General features: G+C 68.8%; 21 protein-coding genes. 8 read left to right on the forward strand and 13 right to left on the reverse strand.

The window, feature by feature from the left end; translation table 11 throughout:
- Nucleotides 1–27 precede the first annotated feature (27 nt).
- Nucleotides 28–1722, forward strand: a complete 1695-nt coding sequence (locus tag ACIA58_RS14560; RefSeq protein ID WP_396404128.1) for a sialidase family protein — start codon at nt 28–30, stop codon at nt 1720–1722.
- Here the strand turns inward: ACIA58_RS14560 and ACIA58_RS14565 are convergent.
- Nucleotides 1712–2614 carry an aldo/keto reductase gene (locus ACIA58_RS14565; protein ID WP_396404129.1) on the reverse strand — a complete coding sequence of 301 codons (903 nt, stop codon included), beginning with the start codon at nt 2612–2614 and terminating at the stop codon, nt 1712–1714. The two genes, ACIA58_RS14560 and ACIA58_RS14565, sit on opposite strands and share 11 nt — an antisense overlap.
- A 72-nt stretch (nt 2615–2686) precedes the next feature.
- Between ACIA58_RS14565 and ACIA58_RS14570 the strand changes: the two genes are divergently transcribed.
- Complete coding sequence (locus tag ACIA58_RS14570; protein WP_396404130.1) at nt 2687–3256, forward strand: TetR/AcrR family transcriptional regulator; 570 nt, start codon at nt 2687–2689, stop codon at nt 3254–3256.
- Here ACIA58_RS14570 and ACIA58_RS14575 read toward each other — a convergent pair.
- Nucleotides 3253–4086, reverse strand: a complete 834-nt coding sequence (locus ACIA58_RS14575; RefSeq protein WP_396404131.1) for a helix-turn-helix transcriptional regulator — start codon at nt 4084–4086, stop codon at nt 3253–3255. The genes ACIA58_RS14570 and ACIA58_RS14575 overlap by 4 nt on opposite strands.
- A gap of 121 nt (nt 4087–4207) precedes the next feature.
- On the opposite strand from ACIA58_RS14575, the gene ACIA58_RS14580 reads away from it, so the two are divergent.
- Nucleotides 4208–5221 carry an aldo/keto reductase gene (locus tag ACIA58_RS14580; protein ID WP_396404132.1) on the forward strand — a complete coding sequence of 338 codons (1014 nt, stop codon included), beginning with the start codon at nt 4208–4210 and terminating at the stop codon, nt 5219–5221.
- Here ACIA58_RS14580 and ACIA58_RS14585 read toward each other — a convergent pair.
- The 4 genes from ACIA58_RS14585 to ACIA58_RS14600 all read right to left on the reverse strand — a co-directional run bounded on the left by ACIA58_RS14585 (nt 5218) and on the right by ACIA58_RS14600 (nt 10158).
- Nucleotides 5218–7083: a glycoside hydrolase family 76 protein gene (locus tag ACIA58_RS14585; protein ID WP_396404133.1), complete on the reverse strand. Its 1866-nt coding sequence runs from the start codon at nt 7081–7083 to the stop codon at nt 5218–5220. The two genes, ACIA58_RS14580 and ACIA58_RS14585, sit on opposite strands and share 4 nt — an antisense overlap.
- Before the next feature lie 78 nt (nt 7084–7161).
- Nucleotides 7162–8121, reverse strand: coding sequence for an aldo/keto reductase (locus ACIA58_RS14590; RefSeq protein WP_396404134.1), 960 nt, complete (start codon nt 8119–8121; stop codon nt 7162–7164).
- A 105-nt stretch (nt 8122–8226) separates the two neighbouring features.
- Nucleotides 8227–8673, reverse strand: coding sequence for a DUF4234 domain-containing protein (locus tag ACIA58_RS14595; protein WP_396404135.1), 447 nt, complete (start codon nt 8671–8673; stop codon nt 8227–8229).
- A 90-nt stretch (nt 8674–8763) separates the two neighbouring features.
- On the reverse strand, nt 8764–10158 hold the full coding sequence (locus tag ACIA58_RS14600) for a DUF2252 domain-containing protein (RefSeq protein WP_396404136.1): 1395 nt from the start codon (nt 10156–10158) through the stop codon (nt 8764–8766).
- Nucleotides 10159–10241: 83 nt separating this feature from the next.
- Between ACIA58_RS14600 and ACIA58_RS14605 the strand changes: the two genes are divergently transcribed.
- The 3 genes from ACIA58_RS14605 (at nt 10242) to ACIA58_RS14615 (ending at nt 12505) form a co-directional block, all read left to right on the forward strand.
- Nucleotides 10242–11294 (forward strand): LLM class flavin-dependent oxidoreductase, encoded by a 1053-nt coding sequence (locus ACIA58_RS14605; RefSeq protein WP_396404137.1) that lies wholly within the window; start codon nt 10242–10244, stop codon nt 11292–11294.
- A 109-nt stretch (nt 11295–11403) separates the two neighbouring features.
- Nucleotides 11404–12279 carry a peptidoglycan recognition family protein gene (locus ACIA58_RS14610; protein WP_396404138.1) on the forward strand — a complete coding sequence of 292 codons (876 nt, stop codon included), beginning with the start codon at nt 11404–11406 and terminating at the stop codon, nt 12277–12279.
- Between the two features lie 58 nt (nt 12280–12337).
- On the forward strand, nt 12338–12505 hold the full coding sequence (locus ACIA58_RS14615; protein WP_396404139.1) for a hypothetical protein: 168 nt from the start codon (nt 12338–12340) through the stop codon (nt 12503–12505).
- Here the strand turns inward: ACIA58_RS14615 and ACIA58_RS14620 are convergent.
- Genes ACIA58_RS14620 through ACIA58_RS14640 form a run of 5 tightly spaced genes read right to left on the reverse strand, consistent with a single transcriptional unit; the run spans nt 12493 to nt 16336 of the window.
- Nucleotides 12493–13053, reverse strand: coding sequence for an HAAS signaling domain-containing protein (locus tag ACIA58_RS14620; RefSeq protein WP_396404140.1), 561 nt, complete (start codon nt 13051–13053; stop codon nt 12493–12495). The genes ACIA58_RS14615 and ACIA58_RS14620 overlap by 13 nt on opposite strands.
- Entirely contained in the window at nt 13050–13391 is a 342-nt protein-coding gene (locus ACIA58_RS14625; protein ID WP_396404141.1) for a PadR family transcriptional regulator, read from the reverse strand. Before ACIA58_RS14625 ends, ACIA58_RS14620 begins: the two co-directional genes overlap by 4 nt.
- Before the next feature lie 45 nt (nt 13392–13436).
- A complete protein-coding gene (locus ACIA58_RS14630) occupies nt 13437–15020 on the reverse strand; it encodes a DUF6297 family protein (RefSeq protein ID WP_396404142.1) in 1584 nt (527 codons plus the stop codon).
- A gap of 6 nt (nt 15021–15026) precedes the next feature.
- Nucleotides 15027–15656 (reverse strand): ATP-binding cassette domain-containing protein, encoded by a 630-nt coding sequence (locus ACIA58_RS14635; protein ID WP_396404143.1) that lies wholly within the window; start codon nt 15654–15656, stop codon nt 15027–15029.
- A gap of 44 nt (nt 15657–15700) precedes the next feature.
- A complete protein-coding gene (locus ACIA58_RS14640) occupies nt 15701–16336 on the reverse strand; it encodes an O-methyltransferase (protein WP_396404144.1) in 636 nt (211 codons plus the stop codon).
- Between the two features lie 94 nt (nt 16337–16430).
- Between ACIA58_RS14640 and ACIA58_RS14645 the strand changes: the two genes are divergently transcribed.
- Nucleotides 16431–17411, forward strand: coding sequence for a carbohydrate kinase family protein (locus tag ACIA58_RS14645; RefSeq protein WP_396404145.1), 981 nt, complete (start codon nt 16431–16433; stop codon nt 17409–17411).
- Here the strand turns inward: ACIA58_RS14645 and ACIA58_RS14650 are convergent.
- On the reverse strand, nt 17398–17832 hold the full coding sequence (locus ACIA58_RS14650) for an ester cyclase (RefSeq protein WP_396404146.1): 435 nt from the start codon (nt 17830–17832) through the stop codon (nt 17398–17400). The genes ACIA58_RS14645 and ACIA58_RS14650 overlap by 14 nt on opposite strands.
- A 79-nt stretch (nt 17833–17911) precedes the next feature.
- On the opposite strand from ACIA58_RS14650, the gene ACIA58_RS14655 reads away from it, so the two are divergent.
- Nucleotides 17912–18505: a TetR/AcrR family transcriptional regulator gene (locus ACIA58_RS14655; protein WP_396404147.1), complete on the forward strand. Its 594-nt coding sequence runs from the start codon at nt 17912–17914 to the stop codon at nt 18503–18505.
- On the opposite strand, the gene ACIA58_RS14660 is transcribed toward ACIA58_RS14655, so the two are convergent.
- The gene (locus ACIA58_RS14660) at nt 18493–19179 is read right to left on the reverse strand and encodes a GntR family transcriptional regulator (RefSeq protein WP_396404148.1); all 687 of its coding nucleotides are present in this window, start codon (nt 19177–19179) and stop codon (nt 18493–18495) included. The genes ACIA58_RS14655 and ACIA58_RS14660 overlap by 13 nt on opposite strands.
- Between the last annotated feature and the right edge of the window lie 9 nt (nt 19180–19188).

The following is a 19188-nucleotide window of genomic DNA, read 5'->3' on the forward strand; positions in this document are numbered from 1 at the left end:
CCCTCGGGGGCAGGGAAGGGGGAACAAGTGAGGCCGTCAATCATGCGCCGGTCCGCGGTCCTCGGAGTGATCGGCCTGATCGGGCCGCTCGCCCTGGTGACAATGGGCACACCGGCTGCCGCCGCTCCGGGCACCACCGCCGTACACAACCCGTTGCTGAAGGAGGTTCTGGCCGAGGAGGAAGAGCCCGATGCCGACGACCCGGCGCAGTCGGCGCTGTGCCAGTCGTACTTGGGTCATCCGAACCCGTACCGGAACCCCGCACCGAACGTCGACCAGATCGTCAACGACACCGTGGTCCCGGTCGGCTCGCAGCAGGGCTGCAGCGCCGCGCAGAACGAGACCACGATCGCAGTCAACCCGCGGAACCCGAACAACATCGTCGCCGGCGCGAACGACTACCGGCTGTTCAACGCCCGCGAGAACCGCAACGACAGCTCGAGCTTCGCGTACACGTCGTTCAACGGCGGCCGGACCTGGGCGAACGTCGAGATTCCCGGGCTGACCATCGCCGCGGGCGGTACCGGCGCCTTCAGCTGGTTCGACGGATCCGGCGACCCGGTGGTCGCGTTCGGGCCGAACAACACCGTCTACTTCGCCAGCATCGTGTTCAGCCGGTCCGCGCCGCTCGGCGGGCAGGACGCGACCGCGATCGTCGTCAACGTGTCGCACGACGGCGGCCTGCACTGGGGCGGTCCGCATGTCGTCGCGATGGACGGGGTCAACGCCGACGGCACGCCGGCCGTCACGCACATCTTCAACGACAAGCCATGGATGGCCGCCGATCCGTCGAGCGGCCGGGTGTACGTGAGCTGGACCAGGTTCACCTACGACACCGACGACAACTACCTCGAGTCGCCGATCATGCTGTCGGCCAGCGCGGACTTCGGCGCGCACTTCGGGGCCCCGGTGCGGATCCCACCGTCGTTGAACGGGTTCCACGGCGGCATCACGCCGTACGACCAGGGCTCCAACCCGCAGGTCGGCAACGACGGGAAGCTGTACGTCGCCTACGAGGCCTCGGTCTGCGCGACGGCCGCGTGCGACGCCGCCGGCGATCGGGACGCCACGGTGGTAGCGACCTCGACCGACCACGGGCGCACGTTCCGGCACGCGATCGTCGACACGAACTACGACTTCCCGGACACGCTGACCGGCGAGAACTTCCGGCTCAACAGCTATCCGCAGTTGGCCTACGACCGAGTGAACGAGAAGCTCACGGTGGTGTGGTCCGACGACCGCAACGGCCTGTACGACGCGACTACCGGCGCATCGGTCAAGACCAACGGTGACAACGTCGTGTCCTCGTCCGGCAACGGCAAGAGCTGGTCCCGCCCGCTGGTCATCGGCACGCCGCAGGACGAGTTCTTCAGCGCGGTCGCCGCACGCTACGGCAAGGTCGCGGTCACGTCGTACACGAGGCACTACGACCCCAACGGGATCAACCTCGACTACGTCTACTGGGCCGCCTCCGGCACCCAGTCCCTGAAGCGCGCCGGCACACAGCGGATCACGACCGCTTCGCAGAATCCGCAGGTCCAGTTCCTCGCCGTCGACCCGGACGGCACCGAGGTACAGGGGGTGTTCATCGGCGACTACTCAGCGGTTGCCATTGGCAATGACCTCCGCATCCACCCGTGCTGGACCGACTTCCGTGGCCGGCCCGGGGTGAACACGCCGAACCAGGACGCCTACACCCAGAGCATCCAGCTCAGGCACTGACGACAGCGTCGAGCTCGGCGAGGGCATCCTCGTCGAGCTCGACGACCGCGGCCCGGAGGTTGTCCTCGAGATGGGCGATGCTGCGGGTGCCGGGGATCAGGGCGGTGTTGCCGGCATGGGCCAGGATCCAGGCCAGGCAGACCGCGGCGGGCGTGGCGCCGAGCCGCGCGGCAATCCGCAGAACCACGGGGTGCTCGGCAGGTGACGGGATCCGGTCGAAGGGTGCATACGGGAGTCGGTCGAAGGCCGAGCCGAGGGGGAAGTACGGGATCCAGGCGATGCCGTTCGTTGCGCAGAGCCGCAGTTGCTCCTCGGAGGAGCGGTTGATCAGGCTGTAGGCGTTCTGGACGCAGACGATGCCGGCCGGCAGGGCCTGCTTCAGTTGCTGGGTGCTGACGTTGCTGAGGCCGATCGCGCCGATCAGGCCTTCGTTGCGTAGGGCAATCAGTTCGGCGAGCTGGTCGTCGAGCGGGACGAGCTGGTCGCCTTCGGCGATGAGCCCCGGGCCTTGGTCGGCACGGCGGAGGTTCACCACGGGGACCTGGTCGAGACCGAGCGACGTGAGGTCGAGCTGAACCTGCTCGCGCAGCTGCGAAGGGTGCTGGGCCAGGGTCAGGGGCACCGGTGCGCCGACCCGGCGGGCGCCGACCTTGCTGACGATGACGAGGTCGTCCGCGTACGGGTGCAGGGCGGCCCGGATGTGCTGGTTGACGGTCGTGTGGCCGTAGAACGAGGCGGTATCGAGATGGTTGACGCCGAGCTCGACGGCGCGGCGCAGGACCGCACCCGCCGCTGTCCTGTCCAGCTTTTCGAGCTGCATCGCGCCGTACCCGATCCGGGCGATCTCGTACGGTCCGAGCTTGACGGTGCCGCCGGGGTGTTGGGAGGTCATAGCGGTGTCCCCAGGTAGAGTAAGTGGAGGTTTCTCCAATTACCGTAGCACTAACTGGAGGTTTCTCCACTTATGCGGGCTGACGCTGCGCGGAAACGCGAGCAGGTGGTCGCGGCGACCGTGGACGAGCTGGCCGAGCTCGCCGTGGCTGCCCGCGCGGGCGAGCCTGTCCACCTATCGCTCGACCAGGTAGCGGCGCGGGCGCGGGTCGGCGTCGCGACGCTGTACCGGCACTTCCCGACCCGGGAGGCGCTCCTCACGGCGGTCTACCACCAGGAGCTCGGTCGCCTCTGCGACGCCGCACCTGAGCTGGCGACAGCCGGTCCTGCGGACGAAGCACTGCTGACCTGGATGCGCCGGTACCTCGACTTCGTCGATTCCAAGCGGGCGATGGGCGTCAGCCTCCGCGCCATCGTCGCCTCGGGCGCCGTGACGCAGTCGGACACGCGCTCCCGGCTGGCCGCGGCCATCGCGCAGTTCCTCGAGGCGGGCGCGGCCGCGGGCACGCTGCGGTCCGGCGTACCAGCTGATGACGTCGTCGCCGCGATGGCCGGAGCTGTGATCACCGCTGCGCCCGACCAGCAACGCGAACAAGCCGAGCGCCTGCTCGAGCTGCTCGTGGACGGCCTCCGGCCCCGCTAGGCGAAGCTCTGGGTGCCGATCACGCCGAGGAGGTCGAGCTTCTCGCGGGCGTCGGTGCCTTCGACGGGCAGGAAGGCGCGGACTCTGAGGTCGGCTGCCGGTGTGAGGAGGGTTTCGCAGACCAGGTCCAGGTCGCCGACTTCCGCGTTCACGAAGCGTTTGCGGGGTAGGCACTGGACGGCGACGTCGTGACGGGACCACAGCGTGCGGAACTCCTCGCTGCGGGCGATGAGATCGTCGACCAGCTCGGTGACGTCGCGGTCGCCCATCCGGCGGGAGTACGTCCCGCGCAGGTCGGCGACATGGAAGGTCGAGTGGGCATCCCAGTCCTCGGCGGGGAAGATCTGCCGGGTCGCGGGGTCGGTGAACCAGAGCCAGGTGAGGTTCCGGGCGCGGCCCTCGCCGGGGCGTCGGCCGATGACCACGTCGGCCAATGCGTTCTGCCAGAGGACCTCGTCGAGGTCGGTGCAGACGACGACCGGGATGTCGGTCAGACGGCTGACGAGCGCGAGCAGACCCGGACTGATGTGGCGGCCGGCGCGGCGTAGTGGTGGCGTGAGGCCGGCCAGGTGGTACAGGTGGTCGCGCTCGTCCAGGTCGCAGCGCAGGGCGCGGGTCAGGCTCGCGATGATCGGCTCGGACGGGTTCGCACCGCGGGACTGCTCCAGCCGCGAGTAGTAGTCAGTGGACATACCGGCGAGCTGCGCGACCTCCTCGCGGCGCAGTCCCGGCGTACGGCGGCGTGCACCGTCGGGCAGTCCTACGTCCGCCGGGTGCAGCACCTCCCGGCGTCGGCGGAGGAAGTCGGCCAGGCCGTCACGATCGATCACACCTTCCATCATGCGTGACGCCCCAAGGCCTATCCAGGGACAACCTGTCCGTGGATGAGGTGGGCCTTCTCCGGACCGGTTGCCGCCGACAAGGTGGAGACAACCCCAAGGAGGAACAACGATGCATTACCGCACGCTCGGCCGGACCGGTATCAAGGTCAGCCCGTACGCCCTCGGCGCGATGATGTTCGGTGCCGTCGGCAACAACGATCGGGACGAGTCGCTCCGGATGATCGACAAGGCCCTCGACGCCGGTCTCAACTTCGTCGACACCGCGGACTTCTACTCGCACGGCGAGTCCGAGGAGATCGTCGGCGCGGCGCTCAAGGGCCGCCGCGAGCGCGTCGTCCTCGCCACCAAGTCGCACCTGCCGATGGGCGACGACCCGAACCAGCGCGGCAACTCGCGGCGCTGGATCGTCACCGCGGTCGAGAACTCGCTGCGTCGCCTGCAGACCGACTACATCGACGTCTTCCAGATGCACCGGCCCGATCCGGACACCGACATCGAGGAGACCCTGTCGGCGCTCACCGATCTGATCCGCAGCGGGAAGGTGCGGACAATAGGATCGTCGACAACCCCGGCGAGCGAGATCGTCGAAGCGCAGTGGGCGGCCGAGCGGCGTGGTCTGGAGCGGTTCCGGACCGAGCAGCCGCCGTACTCGATCCTGAACCGCGGGATCGAGCGCGAGGTGCTGCCGGCCGTGCAGAAGTACGGGATGGGCGCGCTGGTCTGGAGCCCGCTCGCCCAGGGGCAACTGACGGGGCGGACGCCGTCCGAGCTCCGGCGGACCGCGGTCTTCAAGCACATGAGCGACGAACGGCGGCTCGACGTTGTGGAGCAGCTGAGCCCGGTCGCCGACGCGGCCGGGCTCAAGCTGACCCATCTGGCGATGGCCTTCGTCGTCGCGCACCCCGGCGTCACGTCCGCGATCATCGGCCCGCGGACCATGGAGCACCTGGACGACGCCCTGGCCGGGATGGACGTCACGCTGGATGACGCCATCCTCGACCAGATCGACAAGATCGTCCCGCCGGGCACAGATGTCGGCCGCCTCGACATGGACTACGACACCCCGGCCGTCCTCGACGCATCGTTGCGCCGCCGGACAATGGCCGACCGCGCCGCTGCTTAGTTGTACGTCGCGGTCACGTGGTACACGCGGCCGCCCCAGCCGTCGTCGGGGAACGAGTCCGACACCCGCACGTACCCGGCCTTGTCCGGGCCGAGGTACGGCGTGAGGTCGAACGACCGGGCGGCCTTGTTCTCGCCGTCGTGGTACGGGTTCGTCTCGGTGGCGACCGTGGTCCAGTTCTGCCCGTCGCCGCTGACCTGGACGGCGAACTCATTGTCGATTGTCAACGATACGGATGCCGACGTTGTGTCGGACGGGAACGGGAAGCGGTAGACGAAGTACGAGTGCCCGTCGGCGAACCGGTTCTGTACGCCGTTGCTCTGCGAACCGTCCGCGTCGTACAGCCACGGCGTCTCGGCCGCCGTACCGGTGTCGAAGTCGGCGGTGTGCGCGATCAGGATGTCCGACCGCGTGCTGTACGACAGCGATCCGGACGTGGCCGTCGCGGCCACCGAGTGCAGACCGTCCGCCGTGCCGGCGGGGATCGTCACATCGAGTTGGACCGACGACTGCGCAGGTACGGCGTTTCCGTGTGGGCGGAGCGTGACTGTCGTCCGCGACGGCGTCACGGTCCAGCCCGCGGGGGCGGCGGCACGGACCACCACCTGGACCGGAGCCGGCCCGGTCGCCTGGACGTTGACCCGTACCTTCACCTGCGTAGCACTGCCGGTCGCGGGCATCACGACGGGCAGGGCCGGATCAGTTGTCGCCGACAACGACCGCACCGGCGGCACCGTAGGTACGGCGGCGATGAGGGCGCTGAGCGCACTGGCCTGGGTACGCCAGTCGAACACGTTCGGCTCGGCGCCCGACCACCGCTCCCCCAGCCGGTCGGCCGCGTCCCGGTCGTTGTCCCAGACCGTGGCGGCCTGCTGCGCGACGAACGCCGTGTAGCGCGGGTCGTGTGTGGTGTCGGCGAGGTCCATCCAGTAGCGCATGAAAATGCCCTTGAACTGCTTGCCGTTGTCGTCACACGTCCGGCCCGGCGCATCGCAGTACTCCGTCAGCACGCCGTCGGTGACGAGACCGCCCGGAGCGATCGCGGCGTCCGCCAGCCGCCGTACGGTCGGGAGGATCTTGGCGTCGTGAGTGGCACGGTAGAGCTCGAGGCCCGCGCCGATCGCGAGGCCCTGGTTGTAGCTCCAGACCGTGTCGCCGTTGCTCGTGCAGTCGTCCTTCAGGCCGTCGTTGACCAGGCCGGCGGAGTTGATCATGCCGCTCGCGGTGAACCAGTTCCAGCCTTCCTGCGCACGGCCGAGCCAGCGCTTGTCCCGCGGCATGCGGTTGTGCAGCTCGGCGGTCAGGCGGATCCACAGGCCGTTGGTGACCGCGTTCTTGTACGTGCGTTCCGCGTTCCACCAGACTCCGCCGCCGCAGGTGCCCGGGTCCCAGTACCCCTCGACGTACTCCGCGATCTTGACGGCCATGTCGAGGTACTTGGGGTCCTTGGTCAGGTCGTACGCCTGGATCCAGGTCAGGCCCCACCACTCGGAGTCGTCGATGGCGCGGCTGGTGAAGTTGCCGAGCAGCGGATCGCCGGAAAGGTACCCGGCCGGGAACACGCCCTTGTCCTTCTCGAACGTGTTGTCCAGCTGCGGCAGGTAGCGCCGATCGCCGGTGCGCTGCATGTAGTCGCCGATGGTCTGCAACGCGACCGCTGAGTTCCACCAGCTCGAAGGGAACCAGGCCTTGTCCGGCTCGTACGAGGTCATCAACTCGTCGGCGGCGACGCGGGCCCGCGCGGCGGCGGCCGGGCCGTCGGAGTGCGGTGCGGTGGCTCCGGCCGGTGGCGACACCAGCCCGATCGCCAGCGTCACCGCCCCGGCCACGAGCAGACGGAGGATACGACGGTGCACGACCATGGGCGGATCTCCTCGAGCGGCGTGGAAACGTTTCACCGAGCTTCCGAGGATGTATCGTCGTCGCAGCAGACAACGATGTCAATGGCGCAGGATCGAGCTGATCTCATCCAGTTGGGCCGAGGTCAGCGGACCGTGCTGCAGCGCGCCGGCGTTCTCCTCCACCTGCGCGGCCGTTTTGAAGCCGGGGATCGGGACGAAGGCCTCGCTCCGCGCCCACAGCCAGCCGAGGGCGCCCTGCGCGAGCGTCCTGCCGTCGGAGGTGAGTACGTCGCGGATGGCGTCGAGGCGGCGCAGCGACTCGGCCTGGTCGCCGGTGCGGAAGTCCCAGCCGTGCCGTACGTCGTCCTCGGGCAGGCTGCTGTCCTGGTCGAACTTCCCGGTCAGCAGACCCATCCCGAGCGGCCCGCGGACGATGCTCGCGAGACCCTTGTCCTCACAGAGCGACAGCACCTCGGCATTCCCGCCGAACACGTTGAAGTGTTGCTGGATCGCCTTGCAGTGCGGGCTCTTCGCGAACACCGCCGCCCGCTGCGGATCGTCGGTGCTCCACCCGATCGCACGAACCTTGCCCGCAGCAACCAGTTCCTCGAACACCGCGAGTACCTCGCCCGCCTTCGCGAGGTCGTAGCCGCCGAGATGGAACTGGTACAGGTCGATCCGGTCCGTGTTCAACCGCCGGAGCGACTCGTCGCAGGCCCGTCGGAGGTAGTCCGGGTCACCGTTCTCACCCGGCGCCTCGCGGGTCTCCTCGACGTACGTGTAGCCGGCCTTCGACGCGATCACGATGTCGTCCCGGACATCGCCGAGCGCCTCCGCGATCAGCTTCTCGCTGTGCCCGCAGCCGTACACGTCGGCGGTGTCGAAGAACGTCACGCCCAACTCGTGCGCCCGGCGCAACGCCCGCTTCGACTCGCCGTCGTCGATCACACCCCACCCGACCGGACTCCCCTGCCGGGCATGCGGCCCCCCGATCGCCCAACACCCCATGCCCAGCCCGCTGACGTCCGGTCCACCCACACCAAGCGACCGCCGAATCATCGCAACCTCCGACCGAGAACGGGAACGTTTCCAACCACCAGATCACGCTCCTGCCCCGCAGTCCAACAGGTGTTGCTACTGAACTCGACAAGTCCGGCCGATGAGTCAGGCGTACAGCGAGATCGGCGTACCCACCGGGGCGTCACCGTAGGAGTTGACCACCTTGTTGAGCTCGAGCTGGTAGTACAGCGTCCCCAGACCGAGGACGAACATGAGCAGCAGCCCGATCCCGGCACTGCAGGTGACCGGCAGCCCCGCGGCGCGCTGGCCCTCGGCGATCCGCTTGCCGGTGCGGAAGTACGAGATCATCGGCGCGATCAGGGTCCAGCTCAGGAAGAGCAGCACCAGCATCGGGCCGGCGACCGGAACCACGCGCCGGCGGTCGAAGTGCGCGAGCTCCTTGTGGATCTTGTAGTACCAGACCAGGTGATAGATCCCGAGTGTGATCAATGGCAGCCCGAGCCAGACGCCCACCGGGTGCCGCTGCTTCATCTGCATCCCCTGCGCGACCGGCGTCCCCGCCCGGCTCGGCAGGACAATGTGCTGTCCCACGAGTGTTCCCCCCTACAGTCGGGTCACAGAGCGCGACCCTGTCGGCCCCTACATCGCCTTCTCGTCACGATGCGTTACAACAGGATCTGATCAAACTCCGGTTCGGGCTTCGACCCGGCCGTCGGCGACGGCCTTGGCGAACGTCTCGTGGTCCTGGGCGTTCTGCTCGGCGTAGGCGTTGGCGAAGTCGGTGACCGCGTGGTCGAAGCGGTCGGACTTGCCCAGATAGGCGGCAAGGGCGAAGCGGTCACCGGAGCGGGCGTGAGCGCGGGCGAGGGTCCAGCCGCAGAGTCGGGCGTACAAGATCATCGCGTCCGGGGTAAGGCTCTCGATGTCGGCGGACATCTTCCAGTCGCGGAGCTGGCGGACGTAGTAGTCCTGCTCGCCGTCGGCGGTATCGGCACGGAGCCAGCCGAGGAAGATGTCGCTGGTCGCCTGCATCATGCGCTGGCCGACGACCACCCGCTCGCCTTGGCTCATCCGCTCGGAGGATCCGGCGTACGACGACAAGACTGACGGACCCGCCTGCTTCGCCTGGAGGACCAACGCCTCGTCGGCGACCGTCGACTCCAGCAGCATGATCCACGCGCGGGTGCCGACGCTGCCGACGCCGACCACCTTGTGCGCGATATCGGTGAGCCGGAAATGATCCAGCAGATGCCGGCGGTCCTGCTCGAGAGTGCCGCGGTAGCCGGTCATCAGATGCTGCAGCCTGGCGAGCACCAGCGCGCCGTCGATGTCGACCAGGTCATTCATCGGCATGACGAGCGGCGGGTTCGACACGATCCGCCGGTGCCCGTCGACGGTGGTGGTGAGCTTGCCGATCGCCTGCATGCTGTCGCGGGTGTACGCCTTCGCGAGCTTGCCGCGCACCGCCTTCAGCCCCTTGCGCTGACCCGACGGGAGCGACGCCTTGAACCGCGCCGCCACATCCTCGATGTCCAGCCGTGCGTACCAGACGGCAAGAATCGGCTGCCCGGCGAACTCGCGCATCGTCTCGCGATACGTGCGGACGACGGTGAGCACGGCCTCGCGGCACTTCTTCGGATGGAACCCGTTGTCCTGCCCCGCCACCACGAAGCTCGTCGCGAGCCGCTTCACGTCCCACTCGAACGATCCGGGCAGCGTCTCGTCGAAGTCGTTCACGTCGAACACGAGCCGCCGATCGGGCGACGCGTACGCACCGAAGTTCGACAGGTGGGCGTCCCCGCACAACTGCACCTCCAGCCCGGTCGCCGGCGTCTCCGCGAGATCGGCCGCCATCACCAAAGCGGCGCCGCGGTAGAACGTGAACGGCGAGACGAGCATCCGGCCGTGCCGGATCGGCACCAGCTCCGGCACGCGCCCCTCGGCCTGGGTGAGCAGCAGCCCGACCGGATCCCGCGTGGCACTGAGCCGGACCTCGGCGTGCGACTCGAGCGGAACCTCCTTCCGCACCGCCTTCCCGCGCGCCGCCCGTTCCTTCGCAGTCAGTGGCTCGTCCATCTCCCCAGAGTCGCCCCGGCAGCGCCGTCTTGACCAGCAAGACATCTTAAGTCGACTAATCGAGTGAACTTAAGCTGATTTACATGACTTTCCTCTGGTACCTCCCGAACCAGGTCGACCCCGGTCACCGCGGCGACGACACTGTCCAGGGACACAACAGCATCGAGCGCTTGACCGAGCTCGCCCGCCTCACCGAGGATCACGGCTGGTCCGGCGCACTGCTCGGCACCGGGTGGGGCCGGCCCGACACATTCACGGTCGCGACCGCACTCGCCGCTCGGACGACGACCTTCCAGCCGCTGGCCGCGATCCGGCCGGGGTACTGGCACCCGGCGCATTTCGCGTCGGCGGCGAGCACGCTCGATCAGCTCAGCGACGGGCGGTTGCTGATCAACATCGTCTCCGGCCAGGACAACCTCGCGGCGTACGGCGACAGCGAGGGCGACCAGCCGCAGCGCTACGCCCGGACGAAGGAGTTCCTCCAACTGGTGCGGCGACTGTGGACCGAGGAGGATGTGACGTTCGCGGGCGAGTACTTCTCGGTCACCGGGTCGACGGTCGCGACACGTCCCGTCGTACGGAAGGGTCGCCAGCATCCCCGGCTGTACTTCGGTGGCGCGTCGGACGCGGCGCAACGGGTGGCCGCGACGGATGCCGACGTACAACTCTTCTGGGGCGAGCCGCTGGACGGGATCGCCGAACGGATCTCACACCTGCGCGACCTGGAGAGCGAGCTCGGTCGCGAGTATGCGCCGCTCGAGTTCGGCTTGCGGATCACCACGCTGGTCCGCGACACCACCGAGGAGGCCTGGGCCGACGCCGAGGCGAAGGTCGCGAAGATGGCCGAGGCCCAAGGCAACCGCGACCGCCGCTGGTTCAAGGCCGTCGGCCAGCAACGCCTCCTCGACCTGGCCGACCGCGGCGAGGTCCTCGACGACAACCTCTACACCGCCCCCGGCAAGTACGGCGGAGGCGGCGCCGGCACCACCTGGCTGGTCGGCTCCCCCGACGAGGTAGCCAAGTCCCTCCGCAGATACCGCGACCTAGGCATCACCCACTTCGTCCTCTCCGACACCCCGTACCGCGAGGAAAGCATTCGCATCGGTGATCAGCTCCTCCCCCTCGTGCGCCGATGACCTGAAAGGATGCTGCTTACCGCTTGACGGGTGCGTGCCGAGTGTGATCGGTTGATTACCGAGCGCCAGCGGTGGGTATGGGGCGCTGTGAGGCACGTGAGGAGCATCGATGGTCAACTATCTGCCCCGGTCTGCGTGGAATGCGCGACCGCCCAAGGCCGGGCCGGGCAACCTGACCGTGTCCCGGGTCGAGGGCGCGGTGATCCACTGGCCGGGCACCGGCTCGACGAAGGTCATCCACACCCAGGCGGCGGTCGCGTCCGCCTTGCGCGGGTGGCAGGACTACCACATGGACACCCGCGGCTGGTCGGACATCGCGTACCAGGTCGCGGTCGACCAGTCCGGCCGGGCCTGGACGCTGCGCGGCCTGCGCACCCAGTCCGGCGCGAACGGCGACAACGACGTGAACGAGCGGTACGGCGCGATCCTGCTGGTGCTGGTCACCGGCGAGCAGCCGTCCGCCGCGATGAAGGCGACCACCCGCGCGGTGATCGCCGACTTCCGCAAGCTCTACCCGCGCGGTACGGCGATCCGGCCGCACTCCGCGGTCCGCCCGGAGCCGACCGACTGCCCCGGCGATCCTGCCCGTGCCGCGATCGCCCGCGGCGAATTCACCCCCGGCCATTCGGAGGACGACGACATGACCCCCGCCCAGATGCAGGAACTGAAGAACTTCATCGAGGCCCGCTCGCAGGCCTATGCCCTCTGGGTGCACAAGCAACTGCGCCGCGACCTGACCGCGGTGGTGAAGGCGTACGCGCTCGACATCAAGAACTACGAGCGCCAGACCGACGCCGCCGATGCCGCTCGCGCCGCCGCCGCGGTGTGGGCCACGGCCCCGAAGAGCATCCCGGTCGACGGTGACCCGGCGCAGGAACCGGTCAGCCCGGACCCGACCACCGACCCCGAGCCGAGCCTCCCCGATCTGGACCCGTTCCCGACGGTCGACGAGCAGCCGTCGTCGAACGGCGACAAGCCCGCCTAGCCACCCCACCAACCAGGCCCCGCCGACGACTGTCGGTGGGGCCTGGTTGGTTGTTCCGGTGGATATCGAGTCGCTCTCGGAGCGCTTGGAGAAGATCTCGGTCGGGTACGGCACGTTCCATCAGGAGTTCGCCGACGTACTGTGCCAGCTGCTGCTGTTCGCGAAGCAGCACGACGTCGACCTCCCGGCCGAGATCGAGAGCAAGTGGCTGGTCTACGAAGTCTGACGCGGCGCGCGGGCCTTCAGCACGAGGGCGACGATCAGGCCGATCGAGACCACCGAGTCGGCCACCAGGCTGATCCGGACCGGGGCCTGGAAGAACATGTCCAGCGCCATTGCCGCGGCGTACCCGAGCGGCCAGGCCAGGGACCCGATCAGCTTCCAGATCGTGGTCCAGCGGTTCGATGACCAGAGCATCCCGAGGCCCATCGCCCAGCCGACCAGGGCCAGGATCACACTGAACGACAGCAGGTACGGCCCGACCAGCAGCAGCCCGACCGCGACGAAGTCCCACGGACGCAGCCGTGGCGGTACTTCGACCTGCACCAGGCCGTCGGTGGCGGCGGCGACGATCTCGCTCGGCCGGCCGAGCCGCTGCAGGACCTCGCGGATCTCGTCCTCGGAGGTGGCACCTGCCGCGCGCGCCTCGGCGATGTGCGTCTTCATGTCGTCGAGCAGCTCGTCGCGCCGTCCGGCCGGCAGCACCGCGGCCTCTGTGGCCAGCTCGTCCAGGTACGCGTCGACCAGCCGATTGCTGTCCAGTTCCATGTTCATCCCCGTCTCCCACTCTGCAAGATCTTGTCGACCGAGGTGCAGAACCGTTGCCAGTCCGCGGTGAACGCGGCCAGCGCCTGACTGCCCTCGGGTGTCGAGGTGTAATACCGCCGCGGCGGGCCCGCTCCGGACTCCTGCCAGCTCGTCTCGACCAGGCCTTCACGGCGCAGCCGGGCCAGCAGTGGGTAGATCGTGCCCTCGGTCGTGACCATTCCGTCGACTTCGCTCAGCGCCTTGACCAACTCGAAACCGTAACGAGGTTCTCCCTGCAACAGCGCCAGGACGCAGAACTCCAGCGTCCCGCGGCGCAGCTGCGTGAAGACCTTCTCGGCTACCATGCGAGACAAGGTACCTGTCCACGCCAAGATAAGCCAAGTCGAGGATCAGTCAGTTTTCGGGCGGACCGAGAACATCACGGTCAGGACGAAGGCCGGGATGGCCACGACCCACAGCGGAGGCAGGTTGAGCAGCACCGGAGCCAGACAGAGGATGAGCAGGTCGAACCCGCGAGCCGGCTGGGAGAACAGGCCGGGCGGGATCGCCCCCATCGGCGAGGCGACGAGCGGACCGGCGTACGTCGGGGGCCGCGCGGACGCCTGTCGGACCGCACCGGAGATGACGCCGCCCGCGACCGCGAACGTGGCCGAGAGGCTGCCGATCGCCGGGAACGCCAACCCCGCCCAGATCACCGCGAACAGCCCGGGAACCACCGCCATCACCACGCGCAGGTCGCGCAGATCCATCCCCATCGCCCGAGCCAGGCCCGTCGAACGGCAGACCGTCCGCAGCCCGTCCAGCATCGGCCGTACGGCGATGAACCCGGCGAACGAGGCCGCGATCGGGACGAGTACGTCGAAGCCCGCGCCCGCGACGGCGTACGGGACGACGAGCAGCGCGACCGCGATCACCAGCCGGCGCGGCCACCGCAGGATCCGGAAGAACTCGCGCTGCACGATCGCACCGCCACGCGAACCCATGCCGCGCCGCGACCGCACCCGGCCCTTCAGCCGCCAGTGCCGCCCGGCGATCACGTCGCCCAGCATGCTGACGTCCAGACTGCTCGCCGCACCCGCGAGGCCGGCGAGCAACTCGCCACCCGCGATCACGCTCGCCCGCCCGAGTTTGTCGAGCGTCCGCGAGGTCAAGGTCGTCAACCCGACGCACAGGACCACAACCACCGCACAGATCACCAGCAGATGCAGCCCGCCGGGAGCGAAGAAGCCGTTGTCGATGGCCTGACCGATCCCGAGAAACCCGTTGTCCGGGGCATCGGAGTAGGCATACATCACCAGCGTCTCCCCGGCGGTCGCCCTGGGCTCCGGCCGGAAGGCCAGGATCGCGGCAGGCACGAGAGCGGCGATCAGCAGCAAGTCCGCCAACCGCAGCGTCCAGCGGGAGCGTCGGGTCGACTGTTGCGCCCACACCGTGGCGATGGCCGCGCACACCAGGAGCGCGCTGATCAGTACCGCGGCCTCGAGCACCACGCCGAAGCTCGACCCGATGAGGGCCCAGATGATCGCCGCCGCGACAAGCCCGGCCACCGCGACCGCAGCGGTCACCAGCCGGTACGCCGGGCGCAGTAGGGCGGCCCGATTGACCGGCGTGGCGAGCAACCAGAATCCACTCGCTCGCGACGCCGACACCGGACCGACCGCCAGCAGCATCCGCACGGTGATTGCCAACAGCAACGGCACCATGATCCACGGCATCCACTCGGTGAGCTGACCGCAGGTGTACGACGTACAGCCGGACGCGTTCGAGTTCAGGTGCCGTACGACGTTGCCGCCGGTCGCACCCACCATCGCCAGGGTGAACAGGACCAGGTAGACGTCCTCGAAGATCTCCCAGAACGACCGATCCGCGTGCCGTCGCCGCGTCGTCCGCATCCACTGCCGCAGCGCCCGCGACGTCGGGATCGCCCCGAAGTCGCCCGGATCGAAGACAACCGGCTCGTCAGCTGAAGTCATGACACCTCATGGCAGCGGAGTGAGGGTGACGACGGAGTCGGCGACCGTCTCGACCAGGGCCGGATCGTGGCTGGCGAAGAGAATGGACGTGCCGGACTTCTTCTCCGCCACCAGCTTCTGGGACAGCCACTGCACGCCGTCGGTGTCCAGCCGTGCCTCGGGCTCGTCGAGCACCATCAGTTTGCGCGGCCGGACCAGCGCCGTCGCCAACGCGAGGCGACGGCGCTGACCCGACGACAACGACCCGGGCAACTGGTCGGCGGCCGGGAGCAGGCCGATGTCGTCGAGCGTGGTGTCGACGAGATCCTCCGGCGACGGGTTGCCGTGGGCGCGGGCGAGCAGGTCCAGGTGCTCGGCCGCGGTCAGGTCCGGGAAGAAGTCCAGATCGTCGAGCAGCGTGGCGACATCACGCCGGACCACCTCGACCCGCTCGTCGATCGGCACGCCGTCGAGCAGGATCTTCCCCGCGGCCGGCTCGGCCGAGCCGACGATGCACTTCAGCACGGTCGTCTTGCCGGCGCCGTTCGGCCCGACCAGCGCGATCGCCTGCCCGGCCGCCAGCGTGAAGGTCAGTCCTTCGATCACCGGCCGGTCGCCGTACTTGTGCTGCAGACCCTGCACCGCCAGCCGCGGCACCGGCTTGCTCCCTGACTTGTTCCCCGGCCTGCTCCCCGACTTGCTCACTTCTTGCGGACCAGGGTGAGCCCGTCGCCGATGCCGAGCATGATCACGTCGACGCGATCGTCCTTGGCGATGTGCGCGTTGAACTCCTTGCGGTCGGCCGGACCGTCCGCGTCGATCACCCGGCCGCCGGCCAGCGTGTTGTCGAACAGCAGCAGTCCGTTCGGCCGGATCAGCGGCAGCACCGCCTCGAAGTACTGGATGTACCAGTCCTTGTCGGCGTCGACGAAGGCCAGGTCGAACGAGCCGTCCAGCTTCGTCACCGACTCGTGCGCGTCGCCGATCCGCAGATCGATCCGGTCCGCGACCCCGGCCCGCTCCCAGTACTTGCGGCCGATCGAGGTCCACTCGTCGCTCACGTCCAGGCAGATCAGCTCGCCGTCGTCCGGCAGACCGCGCGAGATCGCCAGCGCGGAGAAGCCGGTGAAGGTGCCGATCTCGACCGCCCGGCGGGCACCGACCAGCCGGGTCAGCGTCGTCAGCAGGCCGGCCTGGTCGGCGGTGGTCAGCATCCCCGCCGGGTTGCCGAGCTTCTCGGTCTCGGCGCGCAGCTCGGTCGCGATCTCGTCCAGCGGCATGCCGTGGGCGAGCATGTAATCGTGCAGCTCCTCGGTCACCGGTACCTGATGGCCCATGAATTCCCGCCCTCCGTGTATTTGTTCGGTCGCCTGTAGTCTCTATTGGCTGTCGTCACGCCGCACACCCACCCCACCCGAGGGAGCACCCCGCATGCGCATCGCTGTCGCCGGATCGATCGCGACCGACATCCTGATGACGTTCCCGGGCCGGTTCAAGGACCAGTTCCTCGAGGAGCAGATGCACAAGGTCTCCCTGTCGTTCCTGGTCGACGAGCTGGTGGTGCACCGCGGCGGCGTCGGCGCGAACATCTGCTACGGGATGGCCCAGCTCGGCTTCGGGTCGCTGCTCGTCGGTTCGGTCGGCGCCGACTTCGCCGAGTACGGCGAGGCCCTGACGGCGGCCGGCGTGGACGTGTCGCATGTCCGTGTCTGCGAGAACGTACACACCGCGCGGTTCACCTGTACGACGGACCAGGACGCGAACCAGATCGCCTCGTTCTACACCGGCGCGATGGCCGAGGCGCGGGAGCTCGACCTGGGCGCGATCCATCAGGCCACCGGCGGCGTCGACCTGGTGCTGATCGGCGCCGACGACCCGGACGCGATGATCAAGCACACCGAGCTGGCCAAGCAGCACGGGATCGCCGTCGCCGCGGACCCGTCACAGCAGCTGGCGCGGATGGAGGGTGCGGAGATCCGGCGGCTGGTCGACGGGGCGGCGTACCTGTTCAGCAACGAGTACGAGGCCGGCCTCCTGATCCAGAAGACCGGCTGGAGCCACGAGGAGATCCTCGACCGGGTCGGCATCCGCATCACCACGCACGGCGGCGACGGCGTGGTGATCGAGGACACCACCGGGATCCTGGCGAAGGTCGCGGCTGTGCCCGCGCCGGGGCTGGTCGACCCGACCGGCGGCGGCGACGCGTTCCGGGCCGGGTACCTCACCGGCCGGGCCGCCGGCCTCGACCACGAAGCAGCCGCCCACCTCGGCTGCACCCTGGCCACCACGGTCCTGGAGACGGTCGGCACCCAGGAATACACCCTCGACCACGTGGCCTTCCTGGACCGGCTGACCAGCGCCTACGGCGCCGATGCCGCCGCCACCGCCAAGCAGGCTCTCAAGTCGTCGTAAGCGCCTCGAGCCGCGCCAGCCCTCCGGTCTGGGCGAGGAGGGCGAAGCGGTCCGGGCAGCCCCAGTGTTCGACGATCCGGCCGTCGACGACGCGGGCCATCTCGAAGAGCGCGATGTCGATCGGGGCGTTGCTCGGCGGGCCGAAGAACGAGCCGGTGGCGGTCCCCCGCGCCCGTCCGCGGGCCCACACGACATCGTCGACGACGACAGAGTCCTCCAGCGTGTACTCCATGTCCGGCACCAGCTCGTGCACCTGCCGGATCGCGGTCTTCACCTGCTCGCGCGCCTGGTCACCCCTCCCGGCCAGCCCGAACTGGTGCTCGATCAGATCCGGAGCACACACCTCGTCGACGATCGCGACGTTCCCGGTCGCGAACCCCTCGTGCAGGATCCGCTCCAGCACCTCACGTGGTCCTTCCATGACTCCCCCTCGGAGTTGTTGCACTAGTAGTGCACTCGATGCAGTGCTACTGCACTGAACACAGTGATAGTGTGCCGACATGCCCGAGGCTGTCAAGTCCTATCGCCAGATACAGGCCGAAGAGACCCGCCTGCGGATCGCCCATGCGGCCCGGGCGCTCTTCGCCGCGCAGGGGTACGGCGCCACCAGCATCGAGGCGATCGCCAAGCAGGCCGGCGTCGCGACCCGGACCGTCTACTCGGCCTTCGGCACCAAGCGGGAGATCCTGTCGCTGATCTGCGACCAGTGGCTGAGCGAGGCCGGCGCGATCGAGCGGGCCCAGCAGGTGTTCGCGATCGAGGACCCGGTCGAGCGGCTCCGCGGCGCGGCCGGCTGGCTCACCAATCTGTACGCCGCCGGCTTCGACGTCGTGCTGATCTTCGAGGCCGCGACCGACGAAAGCCCCGAGACAAAGGCCTTGCTGCGCTCGAAGCTTGCCGGACGCAACCAAGTGATGGACGCGATGATCGCGTCGCTGGAGACCGTACTGCGGATCCCGCTCAAGCAGGCGCAGGCCATCTGCCGGGCGCTCGCGGCGCCGGGCGTCTATCAGGAGCTGGTCGACGAATCGGGCTGGACCCCGGACGAGTTCGAGACGTTCGTTGCCGACTCACTTCATCGTCAGCTGCTCTGAGAGCGGGCCCACAATCCCCTGACGTGGCCGATGTGGAGGCGCATCAGTTGCTCGGCGCCCGCGCCGTCACCGGCCTCGACCAGGTCCATCAGGTCGTGGTGCTCGGTGGCCGACGGGAGCAGCCGCCCGCTCTCGACCAGCGGCGTGAGGCCGAGCAGGCGCGTCTGCGAGCGCAGGTCCGAGACGACATCGACGAGCTTCTGGTTGCCGGAGTACGCGAGCAGGGTGACGTGGAAGACCCGATCCGCCTCGATGTACGCAATCAGGTCGCCCGCCTGCGCTGCCACCACGATGTCGTCGGCGAGCCGGCGCAGCCGCGGGTAGTCGCCGGCGGGGATCGCCGGTACGACGTCGCGGATCGTCGGCGGCTCGATCAGTTGCCGGACGGCCGCCACGTTGTCGAGGTCCTCGTCGGACACCTCGGTGACCCGGAAGCCCTTGTTCCGCAGCGAGATCACCAGGCCCTCACGGACCAGGTCGAGCATCGCCTCGCGCACCGGCGTCGCGGAGACGCCGAACCGCGCGCCGAGCGTCGGCGCGGAGTACACCTCGCCGGGCTTCAGCTCGCCGGAGATCACCGCCGCGCGCAGTGCGTTGGCAACGCTGTCACGCAGGTTCTCGCGCTGTGCGAGCCGCCGTACGCTGGGCATCGGCTCGGTCGAATCGGCAGTCATCGTTCACCT

The organism is Kribbella sp. NPDC051586, from assembly GCF_044453965.1.
Classification (GTDB): Bacteria; Actinomycetota; Actinomycetes; order Propionibacteriales; family Kribbellaceae; genus Kribbella.

Coding starts and splice junctions, on each gene's coding strand:
- ACIA58_RS14580 (WP_396404132.1), top strand. CDS start 4,208: ATGCATTACCGCACGCTCGGCCGGACCGGTATCAAGGTCAGCCCGTAC.
- ACIA58_RS14600 (WP_396404136.1), bottom strand. CDS start 10,158: ATGGACGAGCCACTGACTGCGAAGGAACGGGCGGCGCGCGGGAAGGCG.
- ACIA58_RS14660 (WP_396404148.1), bottom strand. CDS start 19,179: ATGACTGCCGATTCGACCGAGCCGATGCCCAGCGTACGGCGGCTCGCA.
- ACIA58_RS14655 (WP_396404147.1), top strand. CDS start 17,912: ATGCCCGAGGCTGTCAAGTCCTATCGCCAGATACAGGCCGAAGAGACC.
- ACIA58_RS14645 (WP_396404145.1), top strand. CDS start 16,431: ATGCGCATCGCTGTCGCCGGATCGATCGCGACCGACATCCTGATGACG.
- ACIA58_RS14570 (WP_396404130.1), top strand. CDS start 2,687: ATGCGGGCTGACGCTGCGCGGAAACGCGAGCAGGTGGTCGCGGCGACC.
- ACIA58_RS14630 (WP_396404142.1), bottom strand. CDS start 15,020: ATGACTTCAGCTGACGAGCCGGTTGTCTTCGATCCGGGCGACTTCGGG.
- ACIA58_RS14650 (WP_396404146.1), bottom strand. CDS start 17,832: ATGGAAGGACCACGTGAGGTGCTGGAGCGGATCCTGCACGAGGGGTTC.
- ACIA58_RS14620 (WP_396404140.1), bottom strand. CDS start 13,053: ATGAACATGGAACTGGACAGCAATCGGCTGGTCGACGCGTACCTGGAC.
- ACIA58_RS14625 (WP_396404141.1), bottom strand. CDS start 13,391: ATGGTAGCCGAGAAGGTCTTCACGCAGCTGCGCCGCGGGACGCTGGAG.
- ACIA58_RS14585 (WP_396404133.1), bottom strand. CDS start 7,083: ATGGTCGTGCACCGTCGTATCCTCCGTCTGCTCGTGGCCGGGGCGGTG.
- ACIA58_RS14590 (WP_396404134.1), bottom strand. CDS start 8,121: ATGATTCGGCGGTCGCTTGGTGTGGGTGGACCGGACGTCAGCGGGCTG.
- ACIA58_RS14610 (WP_396404138.1), top strand. CDS start 11,404: ATGGTCAACTATCTGCCCCGGTCTGCGTGGAATGCGCGACCGCCCAAG.
- ACIA58_RS14640 (WP_396404144.1), bottom strand. CDS start 16,336: ATGGGCCATCAGGTACCGGTGACCGAGGAGCTGCACGATTACATGCTC.
- ACIA58_RS14565 (WP_396404129.1), bottom strand. CDS start 2,614: ATGACCTCCCAACACCCCGGCGGCACCGTCAAGCTCGGACCGTACGAG.
- ACIA58_RS14605 (WP_396404137.1), top strand. CDS start 10,242: ATGACTTTCCTCTGGTACCTCCCGAACCAGGTCGACCCCGGTCACCGC.